Origin of the sequence: Pseudomonas syringae pv. coryli str. NCPPB 4273 (assembly GCF_000972175.1) — a bacterium.
In the GTDB taxonomy this organism is placed as follows: domain Bacteria; phylum Pseudomonadota; class Gammaproteobacteria; order Pseudomonadales; family Pseudomonadaceae; genus Aquipseudomonas; species Aquipseudomonas syringae.
The window spans coordinates 88,186-100,826 of the sequence record NZ_AWQP01000003.1; the positions used below are offsets into that span (position 1 = coordinate 88,186).

Below are 12,641 nucleotides of genomic sequence, written 5' to 3' on the forward strand. Positions count from 1 at the left end.
TGACCTTCATGGGAGAGTTCGAGCTGATCCGCAATTACTTCGCCGCCGCGCCCTGTGCGCAGGCGGGCGAGGAAGTTGCCCTGGGGATCGGCGACGACTGCGCGCTGCTGACGTTAGCGCCCGGTGAGCAGTTGGCGATCTCGACCGATACCCTGGTTGCCGGGGTACATTTTCCTGATGCCTGCGACCCCTTTCTGCTTGGCCAGCGCGCGCTGGCGGTGTCTGCCAGTGATCTGGCGGCCATGGGCGCCAGGCCTGTCGCGTTCACCCTTGCCCTGACCCTGCCGCAGGTCGATGCCGACTGGCTGCAGACCTTCGCTCGCGGCCTTGACCAGATGGCGCAAGGCTGTTCGCTGCGTCTGATCGGTGGTGATACAACGCGCGGTCCCTTGAGCCTGACCCTGACAGTGTTCGGCGCTGTGCCGGGCGGATCAGCCCTGACCCGCGCGGGTGCTCAGGCGGGTGACCTGTTGTGTGTCGGCGGCACGCTGGGTGATGGCGCAGGTGCGTTACCGCTGGTATTGAAGCAGCGCAGCGCCGAGCCCTTGATCACCGAAGCATTGCTGGCCCGCTACTGGTCGCCGCAACCGCAACTGGCGCTTGGGCAGGCCTTGCGCGGCAGGGCGACGTCGGCGCTGGACATCTCCGATGGGCTGCTGGCCGACTGCGGACACATCGCTCGCGCGTCGGGTGTTCGTCTGGTGGTTGAGCGGGACCGGCTGCCGATGTCTGACCAGTTGCTGACCTTGTTCGATCTGCCTTCTGCCCGACAGGCTGCGCTCAGCGGTGGCGACGATTACATCCTGGCCTTCACACTGCCTTCCGAACACTTGCCGACTTTGCTGAAAGAAGGCTGGCCGGTGCATGTGATTGGCCGGGTAGAGCAGGGGCAAGGCGTCATTCTTGTTGACGACACAGGGCAAGACGTCACGCCTGACACGCGTGGCTACCAGCATTTTGGCGGTGAGCAGTGAGCCGATGAGCGCTTCTATCTATCGAACTTTATGATCTAAATGCCCGAGAATTCACCCTAAGCGTCTGCAGGAACCTGCTGTTACAATGCAAATCTTGCGAATTTCCAGTCTTCATACTGATCAGGAGCACACGGTGCCCGTCGTCTTTGTCGCCGCTTCCAAACTGCCCACTCCCTTTGCAGAGTTTGCCATGCACGGCTTTATCGAGTCGGCAACCGGCCGTGAACACGTCGTCCTGAGTCTGGGCGATGTGGCGGACGGTGAGCCGGTTCTGGGTCGCGTACATTCCGAATGCCTGACGGGCGATGCCCTGTTCAGTCAGCGTTGCGATTGTGGTTCTCAACTGGAAGCCGCCCTGCGCGCCATCGCCACCGAAGGGCGGGGCGTGTTGTTGTATTTGCGCCAGGAAGGGCGCGGTATCGGTCTGATGAACAAGATCCGCGCCTACGAGCTGCAGGATGGCGGCGCCGATACGGTTGAAGCCAACGAGCGCCTGGGCTTTGCTGCCGATCAGCGTGACTACGCGATCTGCCTGCCGATGCTTCAGCATCTGGGCGTGCAGTCGTTGCGGCTGATGACCAACAACCCGCGCAAAGTCAAAGCCTTGACCGAGATGGGCATCAGAGTCGCCGAGCGCGTGCCGCTGCACACCGGGCAAAACCCGCACAATCGTCTTTATCTGGCGACCAAGGCGGGCAAGCTGGGGCACATGATGGGCAACGAACATCAAAGCGAGGTCGGCCCCGCGTGACACGCAGCGAGGTTCGTCAAAAGCTGGAGATGCAATGGTGGCGTCAACTGGGTCTGACCCTGGCGCCATTGCTGGTGGTCTGTGTATTTTTCGGTGCCAGCGAGCCGCTCATTCCGGTGTTGGCGATCCCGCTGTTCATCGCCGGCATAGGCTCGATGTTCGTCAGCCTGAAACCCTTCGGCGCCTACAAGCGCGCGTTGGCGATCACCCAGGCTGCACTCGATACACCCGAGGAGCCGGCAGCATGGCTCAAACTCGCGGCCATCCGCCGCCTGGCGTTCCTGGCTGCCGGGTTGCCCGCCTGGATCGCCGCCATCGCGGTGCTGTTCGGTCTGCATCCCTTGCCGGTCTGCCTGCTGGCGTTTGCCAGCGCAGTGCTGCTCTACCTGTACCGCATTCCTGCGCCTTCGCGCTGATCATCCGCAACTGAAGCGGACACGATCAGCGCGAAGCTCGATCAGGCTGCCAGCAACCACACACCCGCTGCCGCAGAGGCTGCACCGGCGATACGCACCAGCGGTGCTGCCGCTTGAGGCAACACGCGAACCACCGCATAACCCAGCGCATGCAAGGCCGCAGTTGCAGCAACGAAACCTGCTGCGTACGCCCACGGGCTGGACATCTCCGGCAGTTCAAGGCCATGCGCCACGCCGTGGAACAAGGCGAACAAAGCAGTTGCGGCTACCGCCAACGCCAGCGGCGGACGTACTGCCAATGCCACGGCCAGGCCCAGAGCCAGTACCGATGCGGCAATGCCGCTTTCCAGCGCCGGCAGGTTCAGACCTTCAAAGCCCAGCATGCCGCCGATCAGCATGGTGCCGACGAAAGTGCACGGCAGCGCCCAGCGTGCCGAACCTTGTTGCTGCGCAGCCCACAAGCCGACGGCAAGCATTGCCAGCAAGTGGTCCAGCCCACCAATCGGGTGGCTGATACCAGCGATCAGGCCGTTATCGCCATGACCGGGGTGAGCCAGCGCCAGAGTCGGGACCAGCAACAGCGCGAGGGCGCCAAGGGCTTTTTTGTAGTTCATCGACGGGTTCCTTTTGGTTGTGAATTCAGGCGGCTGCAGTCAGCAGGCCCTGGCGCTCAATGAAGGCAATGATCTGTTCCAGACCCTGACCGGTTTTCTGATTGCTGAACACGAACGGCTTTTCGCCACGCATCCTGCGCGTGTCGCTGTCCATCATTTCCAGTGACGCGCCCACCAACGGGGCGAGGTCGATCTTGTTGATCACCAGCAGGTCGGACTTACAGATGCCCGGACCGCCCTTGCGCGGCAGCTTGTCGCCGGCCGACACGTCGATCACGTAAATGGTCAGGTCGGAAAGCTCCGGGCTGAAGGTCGCGGAAAGGTTATCGCCACCGGATTCGACGATGATCAGGTCCAGGCCTTCGAAGCGGCGATTGAGCTGGTCGACGGCTTCCAGGTTGATCGAAGCATCCTCGCGAATGGCGGTGTGCGGGCAGCCGCCGGTTTCAACGCCGATGATGCGCTCAGGTGCCAGTGCCTCGTTACGCACCAGAAAGTCAGCGTCTTCGCGGGTATAGATATCGTTGGTCACCACGGCCAGGTTATAGCGGTCGCGCAATGCGAGGCACAGCGCCAGGGTCAGCGCCGTCTTGCCGGATCCGACCGGGCCACCGATTCCGACGCGCAGAGGTTGGCTGTTCATTGAGTTCTCCATAAGGACTGATCAGGACCGGAATAACCGGCTGTATTGACGTTCGTGCGCCATGCTCGCCAGGGACAGACCGAAGGCTGCGCTGCCGGCATGGCAGGGATCTTGTGCGCTGGCACTGAGCTGCGCCTGCTGCAATAACGGCAACAGTTCGCTGGTCAGCCGCTGGGCGGCTTGCTGGCCCAGCGGCAGGGTTTTCATCAGCACGGCCAGCTGGTTTTCAAGCCAGCTCCATAGCCAGGCGGCCAGCGCATCCTGCGGGCTGATCTGCCAGGCGCGTGCGGCCAGCGCCCAACCAAGGGCCAGGTGCGGCTCTGCAGTCTGCTGCAGAAAATGCCGTGCATCACGATCCAGTTCAGGCAGGCCATCGAGCAACTGCTTCAAGGAGTAACCCATCTGCCGGCTTTCCAGATGCAGCTCGCGGGTCTCGCGGCTGGCGCGATGCTGCTCGCTGACTTGCAGCAACTGTCCCCAGTCACCGGCTGCCGCTGCTTCGCAATGAGCCAGCAGCAGCGGGGCCTCGAAACGCGCGAGATTGAGCAGCAGTTGATCGCCTATCCAGCGGCCCGCAGTCTGCGGGTCCACCACGATGGACTGCTCCACTGCCATTTCCAGCCCCTGCGAATAGCTGTAGCCACCGATAGGCAGCTGCGGACTGGCCAGGCGCAATAGCGCCCAGGCGCTGTTCACTTGCGCACGCCGAACTGGTGCATGCGCGGCGGATAGTTGAAATCCTCCTCGCCTGCACGCGAGTGATGATGCCCACCGCCGTAGGCGCCATGTTCCGGCTGGAACGGCGCTTCGATGGTGTCGACAGTGGCGCCCAGTTGATCGAGCATCGCCTTGAGCACGTAATCGTCGAGCAGGCGCAGCCAGCCGTCGCCGACTTGCAGGGCCACGTGACGATTGCCAAGGTGATAGGCCGCGCGGGTCAGTTCAAAGGTGCTGCTGCACGTGACGTGCATGAGTTTTTCGGGACGCGCGCAGACACGCACCACGCGGCCATCCTGGGCCTGAAGAAACTCTCCATCGCGCAGCGGCGACTGGCCGCGTTGCAGAAACAGGCCAACGTCTTCGTTTTCCGCACTGAAGCAGCGCAGTCGACTTTTGCTGCGTGCCTCGAAATTCAAATGCAGCTCGGCGGCCCATTCGGCCTGAGGTTCGATTCGGTCGTGAATCACCAGCATCAGATAGCTTCCAGCCAATTGCGATGCTTCAAATCAGAGCAAGGGGCTTGCCAACAGTGCAGCTTGCGACGAAATGGCTGACAGAAGCGGGCGATGCGAATGTTGGCACATATTGCTTTGCTCTATTTAGGTGCATAAGCAAGTCGTTGCGTTAATTTGGTGCGAGTCTTTTGCTTGAGGGGAACGTTAATAGTGAGACGTCGTTCTCGGGACGAAGCAGAGCGTGCCGACGCTCAATCGTGACTGCCCAGCCCCCGCCAGTGCCGTGCGCCAATGAAGATGAAGCGCAGTTGCTGGGTGATCTTCGCCTGAGGTGTCAGGTGCGGGGCCAGTGAGGCAGGGGGCGGGTCGATCAGTTCCGGCAGCATCGCAAACACGCTTTTGACCACCAGGTCGGCGATGATCGACAGTGCATCGGCATTCAGGTGCTGCCATTTGGGCATCTTTGCCAAGTCGGCGGTGAGGTCGGCGCTGATGCCTTCACGCAGCGCTCCGAGCGCCTGGCGCACCTTCAAGGAGCCGCCGTATTGTTCGCGCGCCAGAAACAGGAACTGCGAGCGGTTGGCCGCCACACGTTCGAGGAATATCTTCACCGACGCACGAATCAGCCCGCCCATGGCGAATTCGTTGTGGCGCACAAGCCGGATGGTCTCGCGAAAGGTCTGGCCGACCTCGCTGACCAGCGCCAGCCCCAACTGGTCCATGTCTTCAAAGTGCCGATAGAAACCGGTCGGTACGATACCTGCCGTGCGCGCCACTTCGCGCAGGCTCAGGCTGCCAAAGCCGCGCCCGCTCTCCATCAGTTGATGGGCAGCATCTAGCAGGGCTCTTCGGGTCTGTTGTTTCTGTTCGGCGCGGGGCAGCATGGCTCAAACGATTCTTGGATTAGGCTGGGTTGCACTTTAGCAAATGCGCTTTGCCTGCGTCGAAAGGGTTTTCAGTCAGGCTCCTTGACCAGTAACAGTGCATGAGTGCTGGCCTTCGATGCATTTTCGTATTCAAATCAAACCCTCGGCGCGTTTGTCAGTCGAACATTCATGTCGTATTCAGCGCGCCAGGGTCGGGGCGCTGTTTTCTGGAGAGTGACGCATGACGCGCAGCCGCAAGATTTTCGCCTGGACAGGTGCCACGTTGTTGGTGGTGCTGGCTATATTGGTCATTGTGATCGTCACTTTCGACTGGAATCGCATCAAACCCACCCTCAATGCAAAAGTCAGCGAAGCGCTGCATCGTCCGTTCGCCATCAATGGTGATCTGGATGTGCGCTGGACGCGCGAGCCCGAACTCGGTGGCTGGCGTGCCTGGGTGCCGTCGCCGCACTTTGTCGCCGATGACCTGAGCCTGGGTAACCCTGAATGGTCGAAGACCCCGCAGATGGTGACCCTCAAGCACGTCGAATTTCGTCTCTCACTGCTGCCGCTGCTGGCTCAGCAAGTGGTTATCCCGCGTATCGATCTGACCGGGCCCGAGGCCAGACTCGAGCGTCTGGCCGATGGTCGCGCCAACTGGGTGTTCGATCTGCCCAAATCCGACCCGAATGCCGAGCCCTCCAAGTGGGTGATGGACATCGGCGCGATCAAGTTTGACAAGGGGCTGGTGAGCTTCAACGACCAGAAGCTCAACGCCAATCTGGACGTAGTGATCGACCTGCTCGGCAAGCCGGTCCCGTTCAGTGAAATCGTCGGCAGCAAGGAAGCGAAAAAGGCCCAGGACAAGGGTGCAGTACCGCAGGATTATGCGTTCGGACTGGCGGTCACCGGCCAATACCACGATCAGAAGCTGAGCGGCACCGGCAAGGTCGGCGGTCTGCTCGCGCTCAAGGATGCCAATCAGCCGTTTCCGGTACAGGCTGACGTCAAGGTCGGTGACACCCATGCGGTGATCGCCGGGACCCTGACCGATCCACAGAACCTGGGCGCGCTGGATCTGCGCCTCAAGCTTTCCGGCGCGAGCCTGAGCAATCTGTACCCGCTGACGGGTGTGACCCTGCCGGATTCTCCGGCGTACTCCACCGATGGCCGCCTGATCGCCAAACTGCACGACCCGGCTGGCGCCAACTTCCGTTACGAAGGCTTCAACGGCAAGATCGGCAACAGCGATATCCATGGCGATCTGGGCTTCGTCGCCAGTCAGCCCCGGCCCAAGCTGAGCGGCGTGCTGGTCTCCAACCAGTTGCTGTTCAGTGACCTCGCGCCGTTGATCGGTGCGGACTCCAATGCTGCGCAGAAAAAGCGCGGCGGCGAGAGCAAGCAGCCTTCGGGCAAGGTTCTGCCTGTCGAGGAGTTTCAGACCGATCGCTGGCGGGCGATGGACGCCGACGTGGAGTTCACCGGCAAGCGCATCGTGCAGAGCCCGGACCTGCCGTTCACCGACCTCTACACCCATCTGGTTCTCGACGATGGTCAGTTGAGCCTCGAGCCGCTGCGTTTTGGTGTGGCAGGCGGCAAGCTGGACGCGGACATTCGCCTCAACGGGCAAAACAAGCCGATGCAGGGCAGGGCCAAGCTGTCGGCGCGCAATTTCAAGCTCAAGCAGTTGTTCCCGACCTTCGAACCGATGAAAACCAGCTTCGGTGAGCTGAACGGCGACGCCGATATCAGTGGGCGCGGCAACTCGGTTTCAGCCTTGCTGGGGTCTGCCAACGGCGAAATGAAGATGCTGGTGAACGACGGCGCGATCAGTCGTGGCCTGATGGAAATTGCCGGGCTCAACGTGGGCAACTACGTAGTCGGCAAGCTGTTCGGCGACAAGGACGTGAAGATCAATTGCGCGGCCTCGAACTTCGGTATCAAGGACGGGCTGGCGACCAGCCGGCTGTTTGTCTTCGATACCGAGAACGCCATCATTTACATCAACGGCACCGCGAACCTGAAGACCGAGCAACTGGACCTGCAGATCAACCCTGAGTCCAAGGGCTTCCGCGTGTTCTCGCTGCGCTCGCCGCTGTACGTCAACGGCCCGTTCGCCAAGCCCAACGCAGGCGTACAGTCCGGTCCGTTGTTGCTGCGCGGAGCCGGCATGGTGCTGCTCGGTGCAACCGTAGGTCCAGTTGCCGGTTTGCTCGCGCTGGTCGCCACTGGCGACAGCGAGCCGAATCAGTGTGGCCCGCTGCTGGAGCAGATGCGCACCGGCAAGGCGCCGAAGACGGTGAAGTAACGCTCCATCTCTGTTGCCCGCGCTGGAGCGTGCGCAACGATGTTCACATATGTGCCTCGAGAAACTACCGGCCACAAAAAAGCCAGGACACAGGTCCTGGCTTTTCATTGGCTGCTGCGGCTTACAGATCGTTCAGAATGTCTGCCATGTCGTCAGCGTGCTCTTCTTCCTGAGCAAGGATTTCTTCGAAGATGCGGCGGGTAGTCGGGTCGCTGTCGCCGAGGTATTGAATGATCTCGCGATAGCTGTCGACGGCGATGCGCTCGGCAACCAGATCTTCGTAGACCATTTCCTTCAGCGTGTTGCCAGCCACGTACTGCGCGTGGGAGTTCTTCGACAGGGTGTCCGGGTTGAACTCCGGCTCGCCGCCCAGTTGCACGATACGCTCGGCCAGTTTGTCGGCGTGCTGCGCTTCCTGCTCTGCGTGTTCCAGAAACTCGGCTGCCGCGACGCTCGCTTTCAGGCCCGACGCCATGTAGTAGTGGCGCTTGTAGCGCAGTACACAGACCAGCTCGGTAGCCAACGATTCATTGAGCAGGCGCAGGACCGTTTCGCGGTCAGCGCTGTAACCTTGAGTCACAGCACCATCCTCAACGTTCTGGCGTGCGCGCTGGCGCAGAGTATTTACATCGGAAAGCTGTGATTGCGGTGCAGAATTCATCATTTATCTCCAGGACTCATCAGGTTTTGCTGTCTCGCTCTGTGTATTGCCCGGCAGGATCAGCAAGGGTTGTGAGTGCTGGAGGAGGGAAAAAGTTTTATCGGATTTTCGCCGGTGCGCAAGGTTGTGACTGAATGTAAAAATATAAGAAACGAGTGCTGAGCCCCGCGGTCCCAACCTTGAGACCCAAATAAATCGTGGAGATACACAATGCTCAAGTTCCTGGGAAGCACCGTTGGCATCATCTTTCTGATCGGCCTGGTCGTGGTTATCGCCCTGTTCAAGCTGGTTTTCTAGGCTCTGTACGAAAAGTCGGCGAGCGAAGGTCAGGCGAGGCAAAAACAGGCGAGGAAGCGGAGTCTACGTGTTGTAAATGAGCATTCCGAGCCTGTTTTTAACGAAGCATCACCGAGCGCAGCCACTTTTCGTAAAGATCCTAAAAAAGCATTCAACAAAAAGCCCGAGGCATACAGGCCTCGGGCTTTTTGTTTGTGCCTGCGTTTTGATTACATCGCTTTTTCGTTCTTCTCGCGTTGTTCGCACGTCATGAAACCTTTGTTGGTCACACGGCCGTCGCTGTTGAAGCTGACGTGGTAAACCTGTTTGTGGCCGTCTTTGTTCATGACGTAATTGTTGCAAGTGCCTGGGTTGACCCGGCGCTCGATGGTGCTCGACGGCTCACCGCCGATGGTCAGGACCTGCTGGCGCGTCATGCCGTTCTCGACCTGCTTGACCAGCGGCTCATTGCGATAAGTGACGTAGTCCACCGGGTTCTGCACGGTTGTGTTGCTGCAGCCAGCCATCGTCGCCAATACAAAGGTCGCCGCGAAGAGTTTTTTGTACATCGTTATTGCTCCACATGTCAGAGCCGGTTTTGGCCCGGTATGCCTTGGAGCAGAGGAGGGGCTGAAGAGTTCGAAAAAAAGATGGCGATGAGGCAGTACCTTGCCTCCACCCTGATGCCTTTGCTGAATCCCCCCGAACGCCATGACGATCGGGCATGAAAAGCGCTTTGAATATTCCTCGCACGTTCCCGAAAGGCCGAGGTCAATCTGATGGCATGGTTGAGCGTTTTGCTCAGCCTTGGGCTCGGTCATCGGTTGTCGGACCGTAGTTCGTTAATCAGCCGCTCCTCAGTGACGGCCAGGAAGATGCGATGAGCGATAAAGAACTGTATGAGATCGAGTACACCCTGCTCGGCGAGCACCACGTAGACATTATCGAGAATCTGGACGTGCCCATCATCGAAGTGGTGCACGAACTGGCGCTCAAGCATCACGTAGAACTGGACGAGCTGCCGATGGGTGAAGCCGGTCTGCCGCTTGCCGCCGGCATCACCGATGTGTCGATTCACAGCCTGGAGGGCAGCGAAGGCAGCGCGACTGCCTAATCCGCCCTGGATCGCAGCGGTGTCGTCCAGCGTTCCGCGAGGATGACGCCGCACAGGGTCAGCGCTCCGCCGAACAGGTGATAGAGCGCCAGTTGCTCGCCCAGTGTCGCCGCGGCAATCAAGGCCGTGGCGATGGGCATCAGGTTGAAGAACAGTGTTGTGCGGCTGGGGCCCAGGCGCATGATCGAGGTCATCCACAGCCACGGCGCGAGCATCGATGTTGGAATCGCGGCATACAGCACCATCGGTATGTTGCTCGCATTCAGGCCGGTTTTCGCCGACAGCATGAACGGCGGCAGCAAGACGATAATCGCCAGCAGGATCTGTACGTAAAGCAACTGCAGGGGCGGCAAGCGCAACTGCCACTTCTTCAGCAGCGTGCTGTAGACCGCATACGACGCGGCGGCCACCAGCACCATCGCATCGCCCCGATTGACACCCTGCTCGATCAGACTGGCCGGATTGCCCGCCGAGACCACGACCACCACTCCCGCGAATGACAGCACCGCCCCGAGCAGTGCGCCCGAGGTCAGGCGAGTGCCAAGGCAGGCTATCGACAGCCCCAGCGCCATCATCGGCACCATCGATTGAATGATCCCCATGTTGGTGGCGGTTGTCAGGCTGGCCGCGAAATACGCCAGGCTCTGATAGAGCGCTGTGCCAAGCACGGCCAGAATGAAGATCTTGCCGAGTACCGGTTTGATTGCCGCGCGGTTCGCCCACACAGGCCCGAGCATGAACGGCGTGAACAGCAAGCCGGCCAGCGCCCAGCGATAAAAGCCTATTTCAGCCGGAAAGATCACCCCGGCAGACGCCTTGGTGACGGCTGTGTTGATCGCCCAGATAAGGACGGTGATCAGCGGAAAAGCGTATTGCATAAGGGGATCATCGTTAAAGCGAGGCGTAATTATCCGCCTGTTTGTCGAGAATGCCAGCGGCGATGTCCGGTGTCCCGTCACAGAGCGCAGACGCTGACTACACTGAATCTCAGCCTGTGCCGCCCGGTGCAGTGGATCTGGAGAGTGGATCGATGAACAAGCTCGGTATTCCTGTGTTGCTCGTTGGTTTGATGTTGTCTGCCCAGGGTTTCGCTGCGACCGCGCAGCAGAACAAAATGACCACCTGCAATGCCGACGCCAGCGCGCAATCGCTGAAGGGGGATGAGCGCAAGGCGTTCATGAGCACTTGCCTGAAAGCGGCACCGCCGCCGGCGGCTACCCAGCAGGAGAAGATGAAAACCTGCAACGCGACCGCCAGCACTCAGGCGCTCAAGGGGGACGCGCGCAAGAGTTTCATGAGCGATTGTCTCAAGAGGAAATAATTTTTCAGTCAGCCTCTTTGCTGCTGGCAACAGGCGCGGGTGCAGTAAACACTGCGCTTTCGCGCCGTTCTCGAGCCGATCATCGGGCAGATGATTGCGGCTTGTTTTTTAGCGCTTTCGGATCACTGGTTCTGGACTGAGAAGGCTGGCAGACTGCCCACCTTCCTTGTGTTGCCCGTTGAGGGTCTATGCCAACGTTTTCTGCGCGTCAGGTGTTAATAGCCAGCTGGATACTTGTATTTGGCGGTCTGTTATTGGTGTTGCCATTCAAGTTGTTGCCCAGCCTGCTGGCCGGACTGCTGGTGTTCGAGCTGGTCAACATGTTGACCCCCAAGCTGCAACGGCTGATTTCCGGCGAGCGGGCCCGCTGGCTGGCTGTGGCGCTGCTGGGCACGCTGGTGGTCAGCCTGCTGACGCTGATTTTTGCCGGGGCCATCAGTTTTGTGCTGCACGAAGCCGAAAATCCGGGCGCCTCGCTCGACAAGTTCATGACCCTGGTGGATCGCGCTCGTGGTCAGTTGCCTCCGTTCATCGATGCCTACCTGCCTGCCAGCGCAGCAGAGTTTCAGGTTTCGCTCGGGCAATGGCTGCAGAAGCACGTGGGCGAATTGCAGTTGATCGGCAAGGGCGCGGCGCACATGTTCGTCACCATGCTGATCGGCATGGTACTGGGCGCGATCATTGCCTTGCAGCGTATCTCCGACGTGCATGCGCGCAAGCCGCTAGCAGCCGCACTGTTCGATCGGCTGTACCTGGTCAGCCGGGCGTTTCGCAACATTGTTTTCGCCCAGATCAAGATTTCCCTGCTCAACACGGCGTTTACGTCGGTATTTCTGGCCGTCGTGCTGCCGTTGTGCGGGATTCACCTGCCACTGACCAAGACCCTGATCATCATGACCTTCCTGCTCGGCCTGTTGCCGGTGGTGGGTAACCTGATGTCCAACACGCTGATCTTCATCGTCGGCATGTCCATCTCGATCTGGGTCGCGCTGGCGGCGCTGGGCTACCTGATCGTGATCCACAAGGTCGAGTACTTCCTCAATGCGCGCATCGTGGGCGGACAGATCAACGCCAAGTCGTGGGAGTTGCTGCTGGCGATGCTGCTGTTCGAAGCCGCATTCGGTCTGCCGGGCGTGGTCGCAGGGCCGATCTACTATGCCTACCTGAAGAGCGAGTTGCAAAAGGAAGGGTTGGTCTAGGGCGCTTGGGTAGATAGGCGTCCGAAAGAACGCCTATCGTGCCAGTTCACCGCGTTGGCATGCAGTTCTGGACGCTCTGCGTCTGCGGTGCTGCAGAGCATCCACATGGCTCGAAACACTCCCGCCCGTGTGAGTGATCCGCATGGCTTGAAAACACCCCGGCCCTGTGGGAGTGAGCTTGCTCACGAAGAGGCCAGTGCAGCCGCTGGAAGTCCATTGGTCAGGTAATCCGTCTTCGCGAGCAAGCTCGCTCCCACAAGATCAGCGATCTGTGACGCGGAGCATCACGAAGGGCATTCCCACCCTGTGGGAGTGAGCTTGCT

General features: G+C 60.1%; 16 protein-coding genes. 8 read left to right on the forward strand and 8 right to left on the reverse strand.

The genetic code is table 11. The features are described 5' to 3' along the window. Window positions 1-8: 8 nt before the first annotated feature. The 3 genes from thiL to P406_RS01720 all read left to right on the forward strand — a co-directional run bounded on the left by thiL (window position 9) and on the right by P406_RS01720 (window position 2,141). A complete protein-coding gene (gene thiL / locus P406_RS01710; protein ID WP_046235129.1) occupies window positions 9-974 on the forward strand; it encodes a thiamine-phosphate kinase in 966 nt (321 codons plus the stop codon). A gap of 133 nt (window positions 975-1,107) precedes the next feature. After that, complete coding sequence (gene ribA, locus P406_RS01715; protein ID WP_003419520.1) at window positions 1,108-1,725, forward strand: GTP cyclohydrolase II; 618 nt, start codon at window positions 1,108-1,110, stop codon at window positions 1,723-1,725. After that, window positions 1,722-2,141: a hypothetical protein gene (locus P406_RS01720; protein WP_046235130.1), complete on the forward strand. Its 420-nt coding sequence runs from the start codon at window positions 1,722-1,724 to the stop codon at window positions 2,139-2,141. Before ribA ends, P406_RS01720 begins: the two co-directional genes overlap by 4 nt. A gap of 41 nt (window positions 2,142-2,182) precedes the next feature. On the opposite strand, the gene P406_RS01725 is transcribed toward P406_RS01720, so the two are convergent. The 5 genes from P406_RS01725 to P406_RS01745 all read right to left on the reverse strand — a co-directional run bounded on the left by P406_RS01725 (window position 2,183) and on the right by P406_RS01745 (window position 5,457). Further along, window positions 2,183-2,755, reverse strand: a complete 573-nt coding sequence (locus P406_RS01725) for a HupE/UreJ family protein (protein ID WP_003368916.1) — start codon at window positions 2,753-2,755, stop codon at window positions 2,183-2,185. 25 nt (window positions 2,756-2,780) lie between these two features. Next, complete coding sequence (gene ureG, locus P406_RS01730) at window positions 2,781-3,398, reverse strand: urease accessory protein UreG (RefSeq protein ID WP_003368915.1); 618 nt, start codon at window positions 3,396-3,398, stop codon at window positions 2,781-2,783. Between the two features lie 21 nt (window positions 3,399-3,419). Beyond that, the gene (locus P406_RS01735; RefSeq protein ID WP_046235131.1) at window positions 3,420-4,094 is read right to left on the reverse strand and encodes an urease accessory protein UreF; all 675 of its coding nucleotides are present in this window, start codon (window positions 4,092-4,094) and stop codon (window positions 3,420-3,422) included. Then, on the reverse strand, window positions 4,091-4,591 hold the full coding sequence (gene ureE / locus P406_RS01740) for an urease accessory protein UreE (RefSeq protein ID WP_003317039.1): 501 nt from the start codon (window positions 4,589-4,591) through the stop codon (window positions 4,091-4,093). The genes P406_RS01735 and ureE overlap by 4 nt, the downstream gene beginning before the upstream one ends. A gap of 233 nt (window positions 4,592-4,824) precedes the next feature. Next, complete coding sequence (locus P406_RS01745) at window positions 4,825-5,457, reverse strand: TetR family transcriptional regulator (protein WP_002555418.1); 633 nt, start codon at window positions 5,455-5,457, stop codon at window positions 4,825-4,827. A 223-nt stretch (window positions 5,458-5,680) separates the two neighbouring features. On the opposite strand from P406_RS01745, the gene P406_RS01750 reads away from it, so the two are divergent. Further along, window positions 5,681-7,747 (forward strand): AsmA family protein, encoded by a 2,067-nt coding sequence (locus P406_RS01750; protein WP_046235132.1) that lies wholly within the window; start codon window positions 5,681-5,683, stop codon window positions 7,745-7,747. Window positions 7,748-7,868: 121 nt separating this feature from the next. Here the strand turns inward: P406_RS01750 and P406_RS01755 are convergent, their stop codons facing one another. Further along, window positions 7,869-8,408, reverse strand: coding sequence for a ferritin-like domain-containing protein (locus P406_RS01755; protein WP_003317037.1), 540 nt, complete (start codon window positions 8,406-8,408; stop codon window positions 7,869-7,871). 210 nt (window positions 8,409-8,618) lie between these two features. Here P406_RS01755 and P406_RS30470 point away from each other — a divergent pair, with 210 nt between their 5' ends. Next, window positions 8,619-8,705 (forward strand): small membrane protein YohP, encoded by an 87-nt coding sequence (locus P406_RS30470; protein WP_441344152.1) that lies wholly within the window; start codon window positions 8,619-8,621, stop codon window positions 8,703-8,705. A 209-nt stretch (window positions 8,706-8,914) separates the two neighbouring features. Here P406_RS30470 and osmE read toward each other — a convergent pair whose 3' ends face one another. After that, window positions 8,915-9,253: an osmotically-inducible lipoprotein OsmE gene (osmE, locus tag P406_RS01760; protein WP_003317036.1), complete on the reverse strand. Its 339-nt coding sequence runs from the start codon at window positions 9,251-9,253 to the stop codon at window positions 8,915-8,917. A gap of 311 nt (window positions 9,254-9,564) precedes the next feature. Here osmE and P406_RS01765 point away from each other — a divergent pair, with 311 nt between their 5' ends. Then, window positions 9,565-9,798, forward strand: a complete 234-nt coding sequence (locus P406_RS01765; protein WP_003368905.1) for a hypothetical protein — start codon at window positions 9,565-9,567, stop codon at window positions 9,796-9,798. On the opposite strand, the gene P406_RS01770 is transcribed toward P406_RS01765, so the two are convergent. After that, window positions 9,795-10,676, reverse strand: a complete 882-nt coding sequence (locus tag P406_RS01770; RefSeq protein WP_046235133.1) for a DMT family transporter — start codon at window positions 10,674-10,676, stop codon at window positions 9,795-9,797. The genes P406_RS01765 and P406_RS01770 overlap by 4 nt on opposite strands. Before the next feature lie 152 nt (window positions 10,677-10,828). On the opposite strand from P406_RS01770, the gene P406_RS01775 reads away from it, so the two are divergent. Further along, complete coding sequence (locus P406_RS01775; protein ID WP_046235134.1) at window positions 10,829-11,119, forward strand: PsiF family protein; 291 nt, start codon at window positions 10,829-10,831, stop codon at window positions 11,117-11,119. 188 nt (window positions 11,120-11,307) lie between these two features. Further along, complete coding sequence (locus P406_RS01780; RefSeq protein ID WP_003419507.1) at window positions 11,308-12,318, forward strand: AI-2E family transporter; 1,011 nt, start codon at window positions 11,308-11,310, stop codon at window positions 12,316-12,318. Window positions 12,319-12,641: the final 323 nt, after the last annotated feature.

Bases quoted from the DNA above. Each gene is read 5' to 3' on its own strand.
- P406_RS01750 (WP_046235132.1), top strand. From the start codon at position 5,681: ATGACGCGCAGCCGCAAGATTTTCGCCTGGACAGGTGCCACGTTGTTG.
- P406_RS01780 (WP_003419507.1), top strand. From the start codon at position 11,308: ATGCCAACGTTTTCTGCGCGTCAGGTGTTAATAGCCAGCTGGATACTT.
- P406_RS01765 (WP_003368905.1), top strand. From the start codon at position 9,565: ATGAGCGATAAAGAACTGTATGAGATCGAGTACACCCTGCTCGGCGAG.
- ureG (WP_003368915.1), bottom strand. From the start codon at position 3,398: ATGAACAGCCAACCTCTGCGCGTCGGAATCGGTGGCCCGGTCGGATCC.
- P406_RS01755 (WP_003317037.1), bottom strand. From the start codon at position 8,408: ATGAATTCTGCACCGCAATCACAGCTTTCCGATGTAAATACTCTGCGC.
- osmE (WP_003317036.1), bottom strand. From the start codon at position 9,253: ATGTACAAAAAACTCTTCGCGGCGACCTTTGTATTGGCGACGATGGCT.
- P406_RS01745 (WP_002555418.1), bottom strand. From the start codon at position 5,457: ATGCTGCCCCGCGCCGAACAGAAACAACAGACCCGAAGAGCCCTGCTA.
- P406_RS01775 (WP_046235134.1), top strand. From the start codon at position 10,829: ATGAACAAGCTCGGTATTCCTGTGTTGCTCGTTGGTTTGATGTTGTCT.
- P406_RS30470 (WP_441344152.1), top strand. From the start codon at position 8,619: ATGCTCAAGTTCCTGGGAAGCACCGTTGGCATCATCTTTCTGATCGGC.
- ureE (WP_003317039.1), bottom strand. From the start codon at position 4,591: ATGCTGGTGATTCACGACCGAATCGAACCTCAGGCCGAATGGGCCGCC.
- P406_RS01770 (WP_046235133.1), bottom strand. From the start codon at position 10,676: ATGCAATACGCTTTTCCGCTGATCACCGTCCTTATCTGGGCGATCAAC.
- thiL (WP_046235129.1), top strand. From the start codon at position 9: ATGGGAGAGTTCGAGCTGATCCGCAATTACTTCGCCGCCGCGCCCTGT.
- P406_RS01725 (WP_003368916.1), bottom strand. From the start codon at position 2,755: ATGAACTACAAAAAAGCCCTTGGCGCCCTCGCGCTGTTGCTGGTCCCG.